The sequence below is a fragment of the Streptomyces sp. NPDC057280 genome, from assembly GCF_042668605.1.
Classification (GTDB): Bacteria; Actinomycetota; Actinomycetes; order Streptomycetales; family Streptomycetaceae; genus Streptomyces.
In genome coordinates, this window is record NZ_JBHUYR010000004.1 from 161,917 (window position 1) to 177,971 (window position 16,055).

At 72.4% G+C, this 16,055-nt stretch carries 16 protein-coding genes; 4 read left to right on the forward strand and 12 right to left on the reverse strand.

The annotated features are described in order from the left end of the window. Positions 1 to 23: 23 nt before the first annotated feature. Positions 24 to 410 carry a hypothetical protein gene (locus tag ACFUO4_RS24580; protein ID WP_383488295.1) on the forward strand — a complete coding sequence of 129 codons (387 nt, stop codon included), beginning with the start codon at positions 24 to 26 and terminating at the stop codon, positions 408 to 410. 4 nt (positions 411 to 414) lie between these two features. On the opposite strand, the gene mug is transcribed toward ACFUO4_RS24580, so the two are convergent. From mug to ACFUO4_RS24625, 9 genes are all read right to left on the reverse strand, one after another. Further along, the gene (gene mug / locus ACFUO4_RS24585) at positions 415 to 960 is read right to left on the reverse strand and encodes a G/U mismatch-specific DNA glycosylase (RefSeq protein WP_383489749.1); all 546 of its coding nucleotides are present in this window, start codon (positions 958 to 960) and stop codon (positions 415 to 417) included. Continuing rightward, positions 957 to 2,399 carry an adenylosuccinate lyase gene (gene purB / locus ACFUO4_RS24590; protein WP_383488298.1) on the reverse strand — a complete coding sequence of 481 codons (1,443 nt, stop codon included), beginning with the start codon at positions 2,397 to 2,399 and terminating at the stop codon, positions 957 to 959. Before purB ends, mug begins: the two co-directional genes overlap by 4 nt. An 83-nt stretch (positions 2,400 to 2,482) precedes the next feature. Beyond that, complete coding sequence (locus ACFUO4_RS24595; RefSeq protein WP_383488300.1) at positions 2,483 to 3,265, reverse strand: SGNH/GDSL hydrolase family protein; 783 nt, start codon at positions 3,263 to 3,265, stop codon at positions 2,483 to 2,485. 136 nt (positions 3,266 to 3,401) lie between these two features. After that, positions 3,402 to 4,415, reverse strand: coding sequence for a hemolysin family protein (locus ACFUO4_RS24600; RefSeq protein ID WP_383488303.1), 1,014 nt, complete (start codon positions 4,413 to 4,415; stop codon positions 3,402 to 3,404). Beyond that, complete coding sequence (locus ACFUO4_RS24605; protein ID WP_383488306.1) at positions 4,412 to 5,746, reverse strand: hemolysin family protein; 1,335 nt, start codon at positions 5,744 to 5,746, stop codon at positions 4,412 to 4,414. Before ACFUO4_RS24605 ends, ACFUO4_RS24600 begins: the two co-directional genes overlap by 4 nt. Positions 5,747 to 5,855: 109 nt before the next feature. Further along, positions 5,856 to 6,281 (reverse strand): GNAT family N-acetyltransferase, encoded by a 426-nt coding sequence (locus ACFUO4_RS24610; RefSeq protein ID WP_383488309.1) that lies wholly within the window; start codon positions 6,279 to 6,281, stop codon positions 5,856 to 5,858. Between the two features lie 65 nt (positions 6,282 to 6,346). After that, the gene (locus ACFUO4_RS24615; RefSeq protein ID WP_383488312.1) at positions 6,347 to 7,204 is read right to left on the reverse strand and encodes a TIGR03621 family F420-dependent LLM class oxidoreductase; all 858 of its coding nucleotides are present in this window, start codon (positions 7,202 to 7,204) and stop codon (positions 6,347 to 6,349) included. Positions 7,205 to 7,248: 44 nt separating this feature from the next. Further along, positions 7,249 to 9,816: an ABC transporter permease gene (locus ACFUO4_RS24620; protein WP_383488315.1), complete on the reverse strand. Its 2,568-nt coding sequence runs from the start codon at positions 9,814 to 9,816 to the stop codon at positions 7,249 to 7,251. Positions 9,817 to 9,820: 4 nt separating this feature from the next. Next, a complete protein-coding gene (locus tag ACFUO4_RS24625; protein WP_383488318.1) occupies positions 9,821 to 10,663 on the reverse strand; it encodes an ABC transporter ATP-binding protein in 843 nt (280 codons plus the stop codon). 198 nt (positions 10,664 to 10,861) lie between these two features. Between ACFUO4_RS24625 and ACFUO4_RS24630 the strand changes: the two genes are divergently transcribed. Both ACFUO4_RS24630 and ACFUO4_RS24635 read left to right on the forward strand, forming a co-directional pair. Continuing rightward, the gene (locus tag ACFUO4_RS24630) at positions 10,862 to 11,089 is read left to right on the forward strand and encodes an antitoxin (protein WP_383488321.1); all 228 of its coding nucleotides are present in this window, start codon (positions 10,862 to 10,864) and stop codon (positions 11,087 to 11,089) included. A gap of 43 nt (positions 11,090 to 11,132) precedes the next feature. Beyond that, the gene (locus ACFUO4_RS24635) at positions 11,133 to 11,471 is read left to right on the forward strand and encodes a fic family toxin-antitoxin system, toxin component (RefSeq protein ID WP_383489752.1); all 339 of its coding nucleotides are present in this window, start codon (positions 11,133 to 11,135) and stop codon (positions 11,469 to 11,471) included. 12 nt (positions 11,472 to 11,483) lie between these two features. Here ACFUO4_RS24635 and ACFUO4_RS24640 read toward each other — a convergent pair whose 3' ends face one another. Continuing rightward, positions 11,484 to 12,164 (reverse strand): class I SAM-dependent methyltransferase, encoded by a 681-nt coding sequence (locus tag ACFUO4_RS24640; RefSeq protein ID WP_383488324.1) that lies wholly within the window; start codon positions 12,162 to 12,164, stop codon positions 11,484 to 11,486. Positions 12,165 to 12,238: 74 nt separating this feature from the next. Continuing rightward, positions 12,239 to 12,925, reverse strand: coding sequence for an esterase/lipase family protein (locus ACFUO4_RS24645; RefSeq protein ID WP_383488327.1), 687 nt, complete (start codon positions 12,923 to 12,925; stop codon positions 12,239 to 12,241). Between the two features lie 115 nt (positions 12,926 to 13,040). Here ACFUO4_RS24645 and ACFUO4_RS24650 point away from each other — a divergent pair, with 115 nt between their 5' ends. Continuing rightward, positions 13,041 to 15,314: a LuxR C-terminal-related transcriptional regulator gene (locus tag ACFUO4_RS24650; protein WP_383488330.1), complete on the forward strand. Its 2,274-nt coding sequence runs from the start codon at positions 13,041 to 13,043 to the stop codon at positions 15,312 to 15,314. Between the two features lie 24 nt (positions 15,315 to 15,338). On the opposite strand, the gene bioD is transcribed toward ACFUO4_RS24650, so the two are convergent. Then, positions 15,339 to 16,055, reverse strand: a complete 717-nt coding sequence (gene bioD / locus ACFUO4_RS24655; protein WP_383488333.1) for a dethiobiotin synthase — start codon at positions 16,053 to 16,055, stop codon at positions 15,339 to 15,341.

Consider the following 16,055-nt stretch of genomic DNA (forward strand, 5'->3'; position numbering starts at 1 on the left):
TGGGGCCCGGTTTACTGGATCACATGGACATCGCGAAGGACCTGGCCCTGATCGACCTGCTGTGCGCCCAGGAGTTTCCCTCGGAGCACGAGCGTTACCACACCGCGTGGTTAGGGCCGGGGGACTGGCCGGACGTGGGCGACTGCTATGCCTACGAAGCCGCGATCGCGGAGCGGTTGACACAGCGCTGGGGGGAGGCGTTCCGCTGGGGGACCGTGACGCTGGAGGAGCGCATGGCCCGGGGTGAGGCGATACCCGAGCCGTGGATGGCGCTCACCGCCCTGACGATCGACGTGCGCACGTGGGTGGCGCCCGAGAGCGGCCGTCACGTCACCGTGGCGGTGGCCGACCGGGAGGACGAGAGCCGGCCCCGGATCAGGGCTGACGTCACGGAGACGGCCCCGCCGTGACCGGTCAGGCCTCCGCCGCCACCCGCAGCCGCGCGAACTCCTCGGCCATCGTCGCCGCCGTCCAGTGCGCGTTCAGCCCGCTCGGATTCGGCAGCACCCACACGCGCGTGTCCCCGATCGTCCGCTCCTGCGGACCCACCTGGGCCTTCTTGTCGTCGAACGCCGCCCGGTACGCGGTCACCCCGACGACCGCCAGCCACCGCGGCCGCAACCGGCCCACCTTCAGCGCCAGTTGCCGCCCGCCCTCGCGATACTCCTCCGCGCTCAACTCGTCGGCCCGCGCGGTCGCCCGCGCCACGACGTTCGTGATGCCGAGCCCGTACGACAGCAACTCCTGCTGCTCCGCCGGCTTCAGCAGACGCGGCGTGAAGCCCGACAGATGCAGCACCGGCCAGAAGCGGTTGCCCGGACGGGCGAAGTGATGGCCCGTCGCGGCCGTCATCAGACCGGGGTTGATCCCGCAGAACAGCACGCGGAGACCGTCCGCGACGACGTCCGGTACCAGACGGTCGCGGGCGGCCTCCAGCTCGGCGGCGGTGAAGCGCGTCAGAGGATCGTTCCGGGGGTGTAACCGGCGGCCTCCGGGTGCTGCTTCGCGATCTCCTCGATCCGGCCGACGACCCCACCGACCTGGTCGGCCGCGGCACCGGTGAAGGACAGCTTGTCGGCCATCAGCGCGTCCAGCTGGGCGCGGTCGAGGGGGATGCGCTCGTCGGCGGCCAGCTTGTCGAGGAGCTCGTTGCGCTCGGCGCCCTGCTCGCGCATGGCGAGCGCCGAGGCCACGGCGTTCTCCTTGATCGCCTCGTGCGCGACCTCACGGCCGACGCCCGCGCGGACCGCACCCATCAGCACCTTGGTGGTGGCGAGGAACGGCAGGTAGCGGTCCAGCTCGCGGGCCACGACCGCCGGGAAGGCGCCGAACTCGTCGAGCACGGTCAGGAACGTCTCCAGCAGACCGTCCAGCGCGAAGAACGCGTCCGGCAGCGCGACCCGGCGCACCACCGAGCAGGACACGTCGCCCTCGTTCCACTGGTCGCCCGCCAGCTCGCCGGTCATCGACGCGTAGCCGCGCAGGATGACCATGAGGCCGTTGACGCGCTCGCAGGACCGCGTGTTCATCTTGTGCGGCATCGCCGAGGAGCCCACCTGGCCCGGCTTGAAGCCCTCGGTCACCAGCTCGTGCCCGGCCATCAGACGGATCGTCTTGGCGAGGGACGAAGGTGCCGCCGCCAGCTGCACCAGCGCCGTGACGACCTCGTAGTCCAGCGAGCGCGGGTAGACCTGGCCGACGGAGGTGAAGGCCTGGGAGAAGCCGAGGTGCCCGGCGATCCGGTCCTCCAGCTCCGCCAGCTTGGCCGCGTCCCCGCCCAGCAGGTCGAGCATGTCCTGCGCGGTGCCGACCGGGCCTTTGATGCCGCGCAGCGGGTAACGGCCCAGCAGCTCCTCGACGCGTCCGTACGCCACGAGCAGCTCGTCGGCGGCGGTCGCGAACCGCTTGCCCAGCGTCGTGGCCTGCGCGGCCACGTTGTGGGAGCGGCCGGCCATGACCAGCTCGGCGTACTCGCCGGCCAGCTTGCCGAGGCGGGCCAGCACGGCCACCGTACGGTCGCGCATCAGCTCCAGGGAGAGCCGGATCTGGAGCTGCTCGACGTTCTCGGTGAGGTCGCGCGAGGTCATGCCCTTGTGGACGTGCTCGTGCCCGGCGAGGTCGTTGAACTCCTCGATCCGCGCCTTCACGTCGTGCCGCGTGACCTTCTCGCGCTCGGCGATGGAGGCCAGGTCGACGGTGTCGAGGACACGCTCGTAGTCGGCGATCGCCGCGTCCGGGACCTCGATGCCGAGGTCCTTCTGGGCCCGCAGCACGGCGAGCCAGAGCTGCCGCTCCAGCTTCACCTTCTGCTCGGGCGACCAGAGCGTGGCGAGCTCGGCGGAGGCGTAGCGTCCGGCGAGGACGTTCGGGATGCGGGGCTTGGCGGGAGCGGAAGTCACGTGTACGGATTCTACTGGCGAATCGTGCAGGCCAGCGCCATGGGTGGCTTCGGCGGAACCTACGAGACCCGCGTCACGCCAGGTCAGGCCGTCGGGTCCTGGTACGGCAGCAGTTCCGGCCGCTTCGGGGGCAGCCCGTCGCCGGACGACCGTCCCGTCAGGCGCCGCCCTATCCAGGGCAGCAGATGCCGCTTGGCGAAGCGGGCGTCGGCGATGCGCCGGGCGACCCAGTGGGGCGGCACCGTCGCCGGCATCGGCGTACGCCACTCGGTGTCCTCGGGGTCGTACCCGAGCGTCTGCCACACGGCCTCCGCGACCCGGCGGTGCCCCTCGGGCGTGAGGTGCAGCCGGTCCACGTCCCACATGCGCTGGTCGCTCAGCGACGGCGCCCCGTACAGGTCGACGACGAGGGCGCCGTGCCGCTCGGCCAGTTCGTCGACGCAGGCGAACAGCTCCTCCATGCGGGGCCGGAAGCGGGCCTGGACGGGGCCCTCGCGGCCGGGGCTGCGCATCAGGACCAGCTGCTTGCAGGAGGGGGCGAGCCGCTCCACGGCCTCGGTCAGCAGGTCCCGGACGCGGACCATGTCGCACTTGGGGCGCAGGGTGTCGTTCAGCCCGCCGACCAGGGTGATCACGTCCGGCTGCATGGCGGCCGCCACGTCGACCTGCTCGTCGACGATCTGCTGGATCAGCTTCCCGCGCACCGCGAGGTTCGCGTAGCGGAAACCGGGCGTACGGGCGGCCATCCGGCCGGCCAGGACATCGGCCCAGCCGCGGTAGGAGCCGTCCGGCAGCAGGTCCGACATGCCCTCGGTGAAGGAGTCGCCGACCGCGACGAGGCTGGTGTATGTGGGGTTCTTCTGCATGGCGACAGAAATGGTATCCCGTGCACATACCCGTCGGTCGGTCCCCTCCGCGTGATCCCGGACTCAGGCCGTCGGTCGGTCCCCTCCGCGTGATCCCGGACTCAGGCCGCCGGTCGGTCCCCCGGCCCCGCAGCGCTCAGGCCCGCTGCCCGAACAGCCTGCGCAGCACGTCCTCCATCGTCACCAGCCCCGCCAGCCGCCCGTCGTCCCCGACCGCCGCCGCCAGATGCGTCCGGCTGCGCCGCATCGCGGTCAGTACGTCGTCCAGCGGCGTGCTCTCCCGCACGCGCGCGATGGGCCGCATCTCCCGCACCCGGAACGGCACGTCCCGCGGCGAGGCGTCCAGCGCGTCCTTCACATGCAGATAGCCGACGATCCTGCGCGTCTCGTCCACGACCGGGAACCGGGAGAACCCGGACTCGGCCGACAGCCGCTCCAGCTCCTCCGGAGTGACCCCCACGCGCGCGTAGACGACGCGTTCCAGGGGGAGCACCACGTCGCCCACCGGGCGGCGGCCCAGCTCCAGGGCGTCGTGCAGCCGCTCCCGGGTGCGGTCGTCGATCAGGCCCGCCTCGTCGGAGTCCTTCACCAGGCGGGCCAGCTCGGCGTCCGAGAAGGTCGCCGTGACCTCGTCCTTCGTCTCGATCCGCAACAGCCTGAGCAGGGCGTTCGCGAAGGCGTTCACCGCGAAGATCACCGGGCGCAGCCCCCGGGCCAGGGCGACCAGCGGCGGGCCGAGCATCAGCGCGCTGCGCACCGGCTCCGCCAGCGCGATGTTCTTCGGCACCATCTCGCCGAGCAGCATGTGCAGATAGGTCGCCGCGGTCAGCGCGATGACGAAGGACACCGCGTGCCCCGCGCCCTTCGGCACGCCCAGCGCGTGGAACACCGGCTCCAGCAGATGCGCGATGGCCGGCTCGGCGACGACACCCAGGACCAGGGTGCACAGGGTGATGCCGAGCTGTGCGGCCGCCAGCAGTGCCGACACGTGCCGCAGCCCCCACAGCACGCTCTTGGCGCGCCGGTCGCCGTCCTCGGCATACGGCTCGATCTGGCTGCGGCGCACGGAGATCAGCGCGAACTCGGCGCCCACGAAGAAGGCGTTGACCACGAGGGTCGCGAAACCGATCAGCAACTGGACGGCGGTCACGGCCCGACCTCCCCGTCCGCGGGATCGACGAGCGGCGCGTGCAGCAGCACCCGCGCGGCCCGGCGCCCCGAGGCGTCGACGACGTCCAGCCGCCAGTCGGCGACCTCCACGGTGTCGCCGAGGACGGGGATGCGGCCCAGCTCGGTCGCCACGAGCCCCGCAAGCGTCTCGTACGGCCCCTCGGGCGCCCGCAGTCCCACGCGCGCGAGCTGATCCACGCGAGCCGAGCCGTCGGCCGAGTACAGCGTGCGGCCCTCGTCGTCGTTCCCGGCCGGGGCCAGGTCGGGCGTCTCGTGCGGGTCGTGCTCGTCGCGGACCTCGCCGACGACCTCCTCGACGATGTCCTCCAGCGTCGCCACCCCGGCCGTGCCGCCGTACTCGTCGATGACCACGGCCATCGTGCGCTTCCCGGACAGCCGGTCCAGGAGCCGGTCCACGGTGAGCGACTCCGGGACGAGCAGCGGCTCGCGCATCAGTTCGGAGACCGGCACCCGGGGCCGGCGCTCGGCGGGGACGGTCAGGACGTCCTTGATGTGCGCGGTGCCCACGACCGCGTCGAGACTGCCGCGGTAGACCGGGAAGCGGGACAGGCCGGTCGCCCGCGTGGCGTTGGCGACGTCCTCGCAGGTCGCCTGCGCGTCCAGCGCGATGACCTGCACGCGGGGGGTCATCACGTTCTCCGCGGTGAGGTCCGCGAGGTTCAGGGTGCGGACGAACAGTTCGGCGGTGTCGGCCTCCAGCGCGCCCTCCTTGGCCGAATAGCGGGCCAGCGCCGCCAGCTCCTGCGGCCCGCGCGCGGCGGCGAGCTCCTCGGTGGGCTCCACGCCGAGCCGGCGCACGACACGGTTCGCGGTGTTGTTGAGATGCGTGATGAAGGGCCGGAACGCGGCGCTGAACCAGCGCTGCGCGTTGCCCACCCGTTTGGCCACGGCCAGTGGCGAGGAGATGGCCCAGTTCTTCGGGACCAGCTCGCCGACGACCATCAGGAACACCGTCGACAGCGCCGTGCCCAGCACCAGCGCGAGCGAGGAGGCCGTCGACGCGGAGATGCCGAGCGACTCCAGGGGGCCGGCGATCAGCTTGGCGATCGACGGCTCGGCGAGCATGCCGACGACGAGGTTGGTGACCGTGATGCCGAGCTGCGCCCCGGAGAGCTGGAAGGTCAGATTCCGTACGGCCTTCAGGGCGCCCGAGGCACCCCGCTCGCCGCGCTCCACGGCCCGCTCCAGGGCGCCGCGCTCGACCGTGGTCAGCGAGAACTCCGCGGCGACGAAGGCACCACAGGCCACGGAGAGCAGGATCGCCACGAGCAGCAGGAGCACTTCGGTCATCGAGTCACCTCCGTCCCATGATCGGACAGGGCGTGGCAGCCCACACCTTTCGCCGGGAGGTCGGGTGACCGCCCACGGCATCACCACAGCAAAGGAAAGGTAAAGCCGCTTAAACCGTGAGGTGCTTCACCCAGCGCCGCCACTGCTCCTCCGGCGCGTACCCGGCCGCCCGCCACGCCGCCTGCCCCGTCTCGTTGCGCACCAGCACCATCGCGTCCCCGCGGCGCCCGCCGAGCGCCACGAACCGCGCCTCCGCGGCGGCGAGCAACGCCGAGCCGATGCCCTGACGGCGACGCCCCGGATGCACCGCGAGCCGGTACAGATGGCAGCGCCAGCCGTCGAAGCCCGCGATCACCGTGCCGACCAGCTCGCCGTCCCGCTCGGCCAGGATCAGCGCCTCGGGGTCCCGGGCGACGAGCCGCTCCACGCCGTCCCGGTCGTCGCTGATGCTCGTGCCCTCGGCGGCCGACTTCCAGAAGGCCAGCACGGTGTCGAGGTCCTCGGGGGCGGCGGCCCTGATGTGCAGATCAGTCATACGGCGATCCCATCACCCACCCCGCGACACGACCCGCAATTCCAGCATCCGGACACCCCGGACGACTACTTGCCGCCCAGCTCCGCGACGACCGGCGCGAACGCCTCCAGGTGCGGCTCCAGCACGGTCAGATAGCTGAAGCCGTACTTCTCGCGCAGCGCGAGCACCTTCGCGGTGACCTCCGCCTGACTGCCGACCAGCAGGATGGGCAGCTCCAGCGCCTGCTCCACGGTGAGGCCCGGGACCCGGCCGACGAGCGGTCGTACCGCGGCCTCCGGATCGTCAGTGAGGACCGCCATCTGGATGAGCAGGTTCAGTTCCGCCGGTTCCGCACGGCCCGCCGCCAGCTCCCGGTACCGGGCGAAACGCGCGTCGAACTCCTCGAGGGTCGTCGGCACCAGCTTGCCCTCGGTGTTCCCCGGCACCAGGTACGCGCCCGTGAACGCGGCGATGTCCGCGTGCTCGGCGGCGAGCCGCAGCATCCGCTCGCCGTTGCCACCGAGCAGCAGCGGCACCTTCGTGTCGAGGAGGCGCCCCAACTCCTCGACAGTGTGCCGGAGATGGTCCACGCGGGCGCCGGGCGACCCGAAAGGGAGCCCGGCTCGGTCGTGCTCCGCCTCTACGTACCCCGTGCCCAGGCCGAGTTCGAGGCGTCCGTCCGTCAGGGCGTCCGTCGTCGCCACCTCGCGGGCGAGCAACGCCGGGTTCCAGAAGCCCGCGTTGAGCACGAACGTGCCGAGCCGCGGCCGTTCGGTGGCCGCGGCCGCCGCGACCAGCGCCGGGAAGGGCGCGGGCATGCCCAGGTGGTCCGGGACGAGGATCACGTCGTAACCGATCTCCTCGGCCCGGCGACACTTGGCGCGCCACTCCCCGGCGGGCGCGGGGTCGATCAGGCTGACACCGAAGCGGAACGGGTGCGGCATGAACTCTCCCCGGACACCTGCGACGTGAGGACTTGCCGATTCCATCACTCGTGCGCGATGGCCGCCAGCACATTCATGCGCGATGCACGCAACGCCGGCAGCAGGGCCGCCACGATGCCGACGACCGCCGAGCCGACCACGACCGCGACGATCGTCGACCACGGGATCGCGAGCGCGTTCATGCCCTGCAACTCCAGCACCTGCTGCACGCACACACCCCACACCAGCCCGAGCGCCAGCCCCAGGACCGCTCCGAAGACGGCGATCACCACCGACTCCAGGCGGATCATCCGGCGCAGTTGGCGCCGGCCCAGCCCGATGGCGCGCAGCAGGCCGATCTCCCGGGTGCGCTCCACCACCGACAGGGCGAGGGTGTTGACCACGCCGAGCACCGCGATGACGATCGCGAGGCCGAGCAGCGCGTACACGAGGTAGAGCAGCACGGCGATCTGGTCGTGGACCAGCTTCTTGTAGTCGGCCAGGTCACGCACCTGGACCTGTGGATACGGGTCGAGGGACTTGTCGAGCCGGGCGCGCAGCTGGTCGGCGCTCGTGCCCGAGGCCGCGTTGACGTACAGAGCGGAGTCCTGGCCGCCCGGCACGTACTTCTCGACCGTGGCGATGCCGAAGAACAGCCCGCCCTGCATGCCGAACCCGTCCGAGCCGTCCTGGTCGGTGAAGGCGGCGACCTTCATCTCGGTGCGCTGGCCGCCCGGGAACTCCACGGGGAGCGTGTCGCCGATGCGCACGCCGTGATCCTTGGCGAAGTCGACGTCCATGCCCATGCTGCCGGGCGCCAGCGCCTCCGCAGAGCCCCCGTCCGCGTACGTGACATGGGCGACGTCGTCCACCTTGTCGTCGTAGCCCGCGGCCGTCGTCTCGACGCGCTTGCCGTCCGGCAGATGCACCGCGAGCGGCGCGAACCGCTGCCGTACGACGAGACCGACGCCCTCGGTGTCACGGACCGCGTCGGTCACGGCCTGCGAGAACGGCACGAAGTTGCTGTTCTGCACGACGAAGTCGGCGCCCAGCGTCTTGTCGATCTGCTGGTCGAAGGACTTCGACATCGACGCGCTCGCCACCGACATGCCGCCGACCAGGGCGAGGCCGACCATCAGGGCCGCCGCGGTGGCGCCCGTACGACGGGGATTGCGCAGGGCGTTGCGCTGGCTCATGCGGCCGATCGAGCCGAACAGGGCCGGGAAGGCCGCGCCGAGGACCCGGATCACCGGGCGGACCAGCAGCGGTCCCGCGATCACGGTCGCGATGAGCGTGAGGACGACGCCCAGCCCCAGCAGGGACGCGGAGGAGGACGTCTTCGTCGCCGTCGCACAGCCCACCAGCGCCGCCGCGCCGAGCGCTCCGACGATCGAGCCCACGATCGCCCGGGTCCTGAGGGGCTTCCCGATGCCGGCGATCTCGGCGTCCGCGAGCGCGGCCATCGGAGAGACGGCCGCCGCCCGTCGCGCCGGCAGATACGCCGCCACGAAGGTGACGCCGACGCCGACGACGTACGCCGCCACGGGAGTTCCCCAACCGACCACCATCTCCGTGGTCTTGAGGTTCATCCCGAAGACACCCATCAGCTTGATCAGCCCGGCCGCGAGCCCGATGCCCGCCGCCAGGCCCAGCGTCGAGCCGACCAGACCGAGCAGGATCGCCTCCGTCAGCACCGAGCGGCGCACCTGGCGGCGGTCGGCGCCGAGTGCCCGGAGCAGGCCCAGCTCGCGGGTGCGCTGGGCGATCAGCATGGAGAACGTGTTGACGATCAGGAACACGCCGACCAGCACCGCGATCCCGGCGAAGCCGAGCATCACGTACTTGATGACATCGAGGAACCCGCCGAGATCCGCCGCGGCGGAGTCGGCCTGCTCGTCGGCGGTCTTCACGTCGTAGGTGCCGGTGTCGAGCGTGGCGGCGATCCGGCTCTTGAGCTGCGCGTCGCTCACGCCGGGGGCCGCGTCCACGGAGATGCTCGTCGCCTTGTCCGGGGAGCCGAGCAGCTGGTCCGCCGCGGTGGCCGGGTCGAGGAAGACCAGGGCCGCGCCCGGGTTGGTGGTGGTGAAGGTGGCGATGCCGACGACGCGGACCTTGAAGGTGCCCGGCTGGGCGAGCACGGTCAGCGTGTCGCCGATGCTCACGTGCTTCTTGTCGGCGGTGTCGGCGTCCAGGAGGGCCTCGGCGGCGCCGCGCGGGGCGTGACCCGAGGTGAGTTTCAAGGGGCTGCGGTCGGTGACGAACCAGTCGGAGGCGACGGTGGGGGCGCCGGTGGTCGGGCCGACCGACTTGTTGTCGCTGTCGACGACCGTGATGTTCTCGACGCTCACGTCCGGGTGGGCCGTGGCGACGCCGTCGACCTTCGCCACCTGCTGGGCGAGCGAGGCGGGCAGGGTACGGGCCTCGCCGGTCGGCACCTGGGAGTCGAGGTCGTCCTTCGGCTCGACCGTCACGTCGGCGGACGTGGAGGCGAACAGCCGGTCGAAGGTGCGGGTCACCGTGTCGGAGAAGATCAGGCTGCCCGCGACGAAGGCCACGGACAGGACGATGGCCAGCGCGGACAGCAGCAGCCGTCCCTTGTGCGCGAGGAAGCTGCGGAGCGTCGCCTTGAGCACCGATTCAGTCCTTGTCGAGGGAGACGTCGGAGGGGGAGACGGCATCGGGGGAGCCATCGCCCTCCACCTGGCCGCGGATCACGTCGAACCGCTTCATCCGCTCCAGCACCGCCTCCGCCGTCGGCCGCTCCATCTCGTCGACGATCCGCCCGTCGGCGAGGAAGAGCACCAGGTCGGAGTGGGCGGCGGCACCAGGGTCGTGGGTGACCATGACGACCGTCTGCCCGAGGTCGTCCACCGCGTCGCGCAGGAAGGACAGCACCTCCAGACCGGCCCGCGAGTCCAGGTTGCCGGTCGGCTCGTCCGCGAAGATCAGCTCCGGCCGGGAGGCCAGCGCCCGCGCGCACGCCACCCGCTGCTGCTGACCGCCGGAGAGCTGGGCGGGCCGGTGCTTGAGCCGGTCCCGCAGCCCGAGCGTGTCGATGACCTGGTCCAGCCACTTCTCGTCGGGCTTCTTGCCCGCGATGTCCATGGGCAGGGTGATGTTCTCGACCGCGTTCAGCGTCGGGATCAGGTTGAACGACTGGAACATGAACCCGATGCGGTCCCGCCTCAGCCGCGTCAGCTCGCGCTCCTTCAGCCCCGTGATCTCGGTGTCGCCGAGCCAGACCTGACCGGCGGACACGTTGTCGAGCCCGGCCAGACAGTGCATCAGGGTCGACTTCCCGGAGCCGGACGGCCCCATGACCGCGGTGAAGCGACCGCGCGCGATCTCCACGTCCACCGAGTCCAGGGCGAGCACCGTGGTCTCGCCCGAGCCGTACGCCTTGGTCAGTCCGCGGGCGCGGGCCGCGATCCCGTCGGCCGGGGCATGGCCGGGGGCGTGCTCCGCAGCAGATGTGGACAAGACTGCCTCCTTGCTCGCTGGACGTACCGACTCCCTTGTCCGGCCGAGGGTAATGTGACCCCGCCCACACCCGGTATCCCCCTTGAGTGCAGGGCGCTCTCCACCCCAGGTCGGGCCCCTGATACCGGTGTAAGGGGCAATCTCCATCCCGGGGTGGACCCCTTGCCGGTGCTAGCGGTTCGGCGCTAGCGTCGAGGTATGGCGAAGACCCAGCTGAACGTACGCGTGGACGAAGGCACCGCCCGCGCGGCTCGCGAACGCGCCCTGGCCCGCGGCATGAGCGTCAACCGCTACATCGAAGAGCTGGTCAAGCAGGATGCCGGGCAGGTCGGGCAAACCTTCGTGGAGGCCGCCGCCGACTTCATGAAGCAGTACGAGAACGTGTTCGCCGAGGAGTTCGGCCCCGAGCGCGAGGGACGTCGCTGACCTCTTGAGCGACAACGTGAGAATCGACCTCGCCTGGCTCCTCATGCTCGCCGAACAGAAGACACCGGGTGACCCGCAGGTCGTCGACTGGGGAGCCCTCGTCGCGGCCGTCGCGCGCCACCAGGCCGAGATATTCGACGTACCCGTCTACGACAGTCCGCAGACCCGCGCTGCCGCCCTGCTCCAACTCCTGATCCACGTACCGGCGTTGGAGCGCTCCAACGCGCTGTTCGCGTCCTCCGTCGCCTACGCCTACCTCGTCGCCAGCGGCCTCAAGGTCGTCACCTCACCCGAACAGGTCCGTGACCTGGCCCGGCTGGTCAAGAGCGGGGAGGCCTCGGTGCACGACATCGCGGAGGAACTGCGGCAGTGGAGCCTGTGAGCGCCGGGCCGATCACTCGGCGGGACGCCAGGCGGTGCCCAGCACACAGAAGGACGCCGGTGTCCGCAGCCCCTTCTCCGGCATGAACAGCCGCCGATAGGGCCCGAGTTCGAACCCCGCCTCGCGCAGCGCGGCCACCGGCTCCCGGGACAGATGGCAGCCCCCGGCGAGCGGCGGCCACACCGTCCGGTCCAGGGCCCGCTGGGTGAAGCGCATCGCCGCACCACCGCCCCGGCCGTGCTCGAGGAACCGCAGCACACCACCGGGCCGCAGCACCCGCCGTACCTCCGCGAGCGCCCGCGGCACATCCCGCACGCTGCACAGCACCAGCGAGACCACGGCCGCGTCGAACGCCTCGCTCTTGACCGGCAGCGCCTCCGCGGCGCCCGGCACCACGTCCACGGGCACCTCGGAGCGCAGGGCGGACTCCACCGCCAACTGCCGCAGACCGCGCTCCGGTTCGATCGCCACGACCTCCGCCACCGCGCGCGGATAGTGCGCGAAGTTCAGTCCGTTGCCCGCGCCGATCTCGATGACCCGCCCGGACAGCCCGGACAGCAACCGGTCACGCACCCCGGCCATGCCCCACCGGGTCTCGGCGGCCACACTCGTGCGGGCGTAGCAGCGGGCGAACAGCGGGTGGTGCACGGGATCGCTCGGCAACCTGCCCGAGCCGGCGGACCGTAGCGGCATGGCGACCTCCCGGAAGGACGGGCCCTACCGTGATTGTCCCCCGGTACACGCTCCGTGCACCTCCCGCCCGCGGGCTACGCCACGAAGTCGCGCACCTGCTGGTAGACGCCGTAGTCGTTGTTCATGTCGGTGTGCGAGACGCAGCCGACCTCGACGTTGGTGGCGCCGCTGAGGATCGCGGTGGTGTCCGGGGTGAGCGCGTCGTCGCAGTTGGACCAGTAGCTGGCGTAGCTGACGCTGCCCGGCGTCTCGTCACCGGAGTTGAGCGAGGTCAGGAACGAACTGCCCGTGTACATCTCGGCACACGACGTGTACAGCCACGAGCACCAGGAAGCGGTCGTCGTGCCGTGGTTGACCCCGGCCACCGAGACGAAGTCGTCCACGTACGACGTCCCGCCCAGGTTCTTCAGGTAGTAGCGGGAGTTCAGCGCGCCCATCGAGTGCACGACCAGGTCCACCTTCGAGGCGCCGGTCTGCGACAGCACGGACTTGACATAGGTGGAGAGCTGGCCGGCGGTCGTGACGTTCGACTTGGACCAGTCGTACGAGAACGCGTACAGCTGCGAGGACGTGTAGCCGTCGGCCTTGAAGTCGGCGATCCAGTCGTCCCAGCTGCTCGCGTCACTGCTCAAGCCGTGCACGAAGACGATCGGATGGTGGGTCGCGGCCTGAGCGGGGGCCGAGGTGAGGGAGAGCGACAGAAGGAGCGAGCCGACCACGGCCGAGACGGCCGCTGACATGCGGCGCATGCGGGGTTGCATGAGGCCTCCTGAAACGGGTGGGGTTGTCAGGAGGGTGCGGCCGGGTCTACGCGCGCCGCATCGGCGAAATCGCCGGTCTTTACGGTTCAATTAACTCGCCAGTAACGTCGATGGCGTGGTGACTCCGGTGAACCCCCCGCCCCTTGCCCCCACTTCGCCACCGCCCCCCACGGACGCGTGGCCGGACCCCGTCTCCGCCCTGCCCGAAGGCGTCCGCGTACGGCTCCTGCACGCCGTGCACGGCGATCCGCGCGCGGCGGCCGAGGCCGTACGACTGCTCGACGACCGCCGTTCCACCGGCCTCGACCCCCTCCCCGCCGAACCCGCCGAACTGGCCCCGTCGCTGTTGCGCGCCCACCGCGCGGAGATCCGCGCCCTGCCCGACGACACCCGGCTTCTGCTCCTCCTCGCCGCGGCCGACCAGTACCCGGTCGCCACCCACGCCTTCCTGCGCGCGGTCGCCGCCGCCCGCCTCGACACCCGCCCCCTGGAGGCCGCCGAGGCCGCCGGGCTCGCCCACGCGCGCGCCGACGGGGTCGTCTTCCGTGACGCCTGGACGCGGATCGCCGCGTACGAGACCGGCTCCCCGGCGGACCGGCGCGACGTCCACCGGCTGCTCGCCCGCGTGCTGAGCGCCGAGGGCGAGACGCCGCTGCGTTCCTGGCACCGGGGCGCGGGCGCTCTCGGCCCCAGCTCCCGGCTCGCCGCCGAACTCGCCACGGCCGCGGCCCGGTCCCGCGACGAGGGCCGCCTCCCGCTGGCCGGTGCCCTCGCCGAACGCGCCGCCGCGCTGTGCCCCGACCGGGCCGGGCGAACCCGCCTGGTGACACGTGCCGCCGTATACGCCTGGCAGTCCGGTGCGGGCGACCGGGCGCGAGCCCTGGCGGCGCGCACCGAGGACGACGCGCTGACCGGCGTACTCGCCCTGCGGGCCGGGAACGCGGCGGAGGCGTTCGACGCGCTGCTGACGGCTGCGGTGCGGGAGCCGCAGGAGGGGGGAAGTGAGGTGATCGAGCTCCCGGAGCCGGTCGGCCGGAACGTTTCTCCCGTATCGCCCCACACCACAGGCCCCACCCTCGACCACACCCGCCACCTCCTGGCCCGGGCCACCGAGGCCGCCATCTACACCGGTGACCTGCGGCGATGCCGGGAGGCGGACCGGGTGGCGCGCGGGCTGGGGATCGAGCCGCCCGGCACGCTGGGCGGGCTCGCGGCGGCCTTCGAGGGGCGGTACGAGGACGCGCGCGACCTGCTCGGCGCGACGGCCGGGCGCTGCGGCCCCGGCGGCGACCCCACCCTCCTCATCCACGCGGGCATCGCCGCCCTCCTGCTCGGCGACCAGACGCGGGCCACCGCCGCGACCGTCCGTGCGGCCGCCTCCGCGCGCGTGCGCGGCGCGACGGTCGCCGTCGTGCAGGCGATGGAGTTCCGTGCCTACGCCGACTTCTGGACCGGGCGCCCACGCGCCGGAGAGGCCGCAGCGACCGACGCGCTCTGGCAGGCGTACGCCACCGGCCAGGACAACGGGGCCTGCCATCTCCAGGCGGCCCTGGCCATGTTCGCGGCGCTCACGGGCGACGCCGACGTCTGCCGGGAACGCGCGGCGACGGCCCGCTCGTACGCCCTCGGACGCGGTCTCGGTCTGCCCGCCGCGCTCGCCCAGTGGGCGCTCGCCTACCTCGACCTCAGCAGCGGCCGGTTCGCCGCGGCGGCGGCCCGGCTGCGGGCGCTCGCCGGCTTCGGCCCCGGTCACGGGCACCGAGCCATCCGGCACCTGGCCACCCCGCACTATGTCGAGGCGGCCGTCCGCACCGACGACACCCGGGTGGCCCGGGCCGCGCACGCCGACTACCACCGCTGGGCGAGCGCCGTCCGCAGCCCCGACGACCTGGCGCTCAGCGCCCGGTGCCGGGCGCTGCTGGCGCCGGGAGCCGAAGCGGTCGACCACTACCGCACCGCACTCGATCTGCACGCCCGGGGCACCCGCGACTTCGAACGCGCCCGCACGGAGCTGCTGTTCGGCAGCGTGCTGCGCCGGCTGCGGCAGCGCACCGAGGCCCGCGACCGTCTCCACAGCGCCCTGGAGGCCTTCGAGCACTTCGGCGCGCCGCACTGCGCCGCCCAGGCCCGGGCGGAACTCCGCGCCCTGGGCACCCCCGCGACTCCCGCGCCGACAGCCCCCGACGACCCCACCACCCGCCTCACGGCTCAGCAGCTCATGGTCGCCCGCATGGCCGCCGAGGGCGCCACCAACCGCGAGATCGCAACGAGGCTGGCCCTCAGCCCCCGCACGATCGACCACCATCTGCGGGGCGTCTTCGCACGGTTGGGCATACGGTCACGCATCGAGCTGGTGCGGCTGCTGGCGGAGGGCGAGGGGGCGGAATGACGCGGGGCGGTCACCGCCCCGGGCTCACGCGGCTTCCCGTGCCCGGAACGCCTCCGCGTCCCACACCCCGTCCAGCCGCGGCGCCAGCCAACTCGGTGCCGCCGCGCGGAAGTCGGCCGGTGCCAGCGCGCCCGCGCCCATCGGCAGCGCCCCCAGCAGCGGCGCCGCGGCGACCTCGGGCAGGTCGGTCACATTGCACCGCATCGCCAGATCGGGGGAATGCGGCCAGCCGCCGATGACGACGCCTGCCAACTCCAGGTCCCGGGACCGGAGTTCACGGGCCGTCAGGTCGGTGGTGTTGAGCGTGCCCAGTCCGGCCGTGGCCACCACCAGCACCGGCGCCCCCAGGAGTCGCGCCGCGTCCGCCAGCGTCCCGCCCGCGTCGTCGAACCGTACGAGCAGTCCGCCGGCGCCCTCGACCAGCACCAGATCGTGCTCGGTGGCCAGTTTGGCGGCCGCCTCGGCGATCTCCGGCGGGCGCACCGGCGCGCGGCCCGCCCGGCGCGCGGCCGTCGCCGGGGCCAACGGCTCCGGGTAGCGGGCGAGTTCGGCCGTCGTGACCGGCCCGGCGAGGCGCGCGACCTCCTGGGCGTCGCCCGGTTCGTCCGGCCGTACGCCCGTCTGGGCCGCCTTGAGGACGGCCACCGACCGGCCCGCGGCGACCGCGGCGGCGGCGACCGCGGCGGTCGTGATCGTCTTGCCGACCTCCGTGCCGGTGCCCGTGATCACCAGGACAGACAT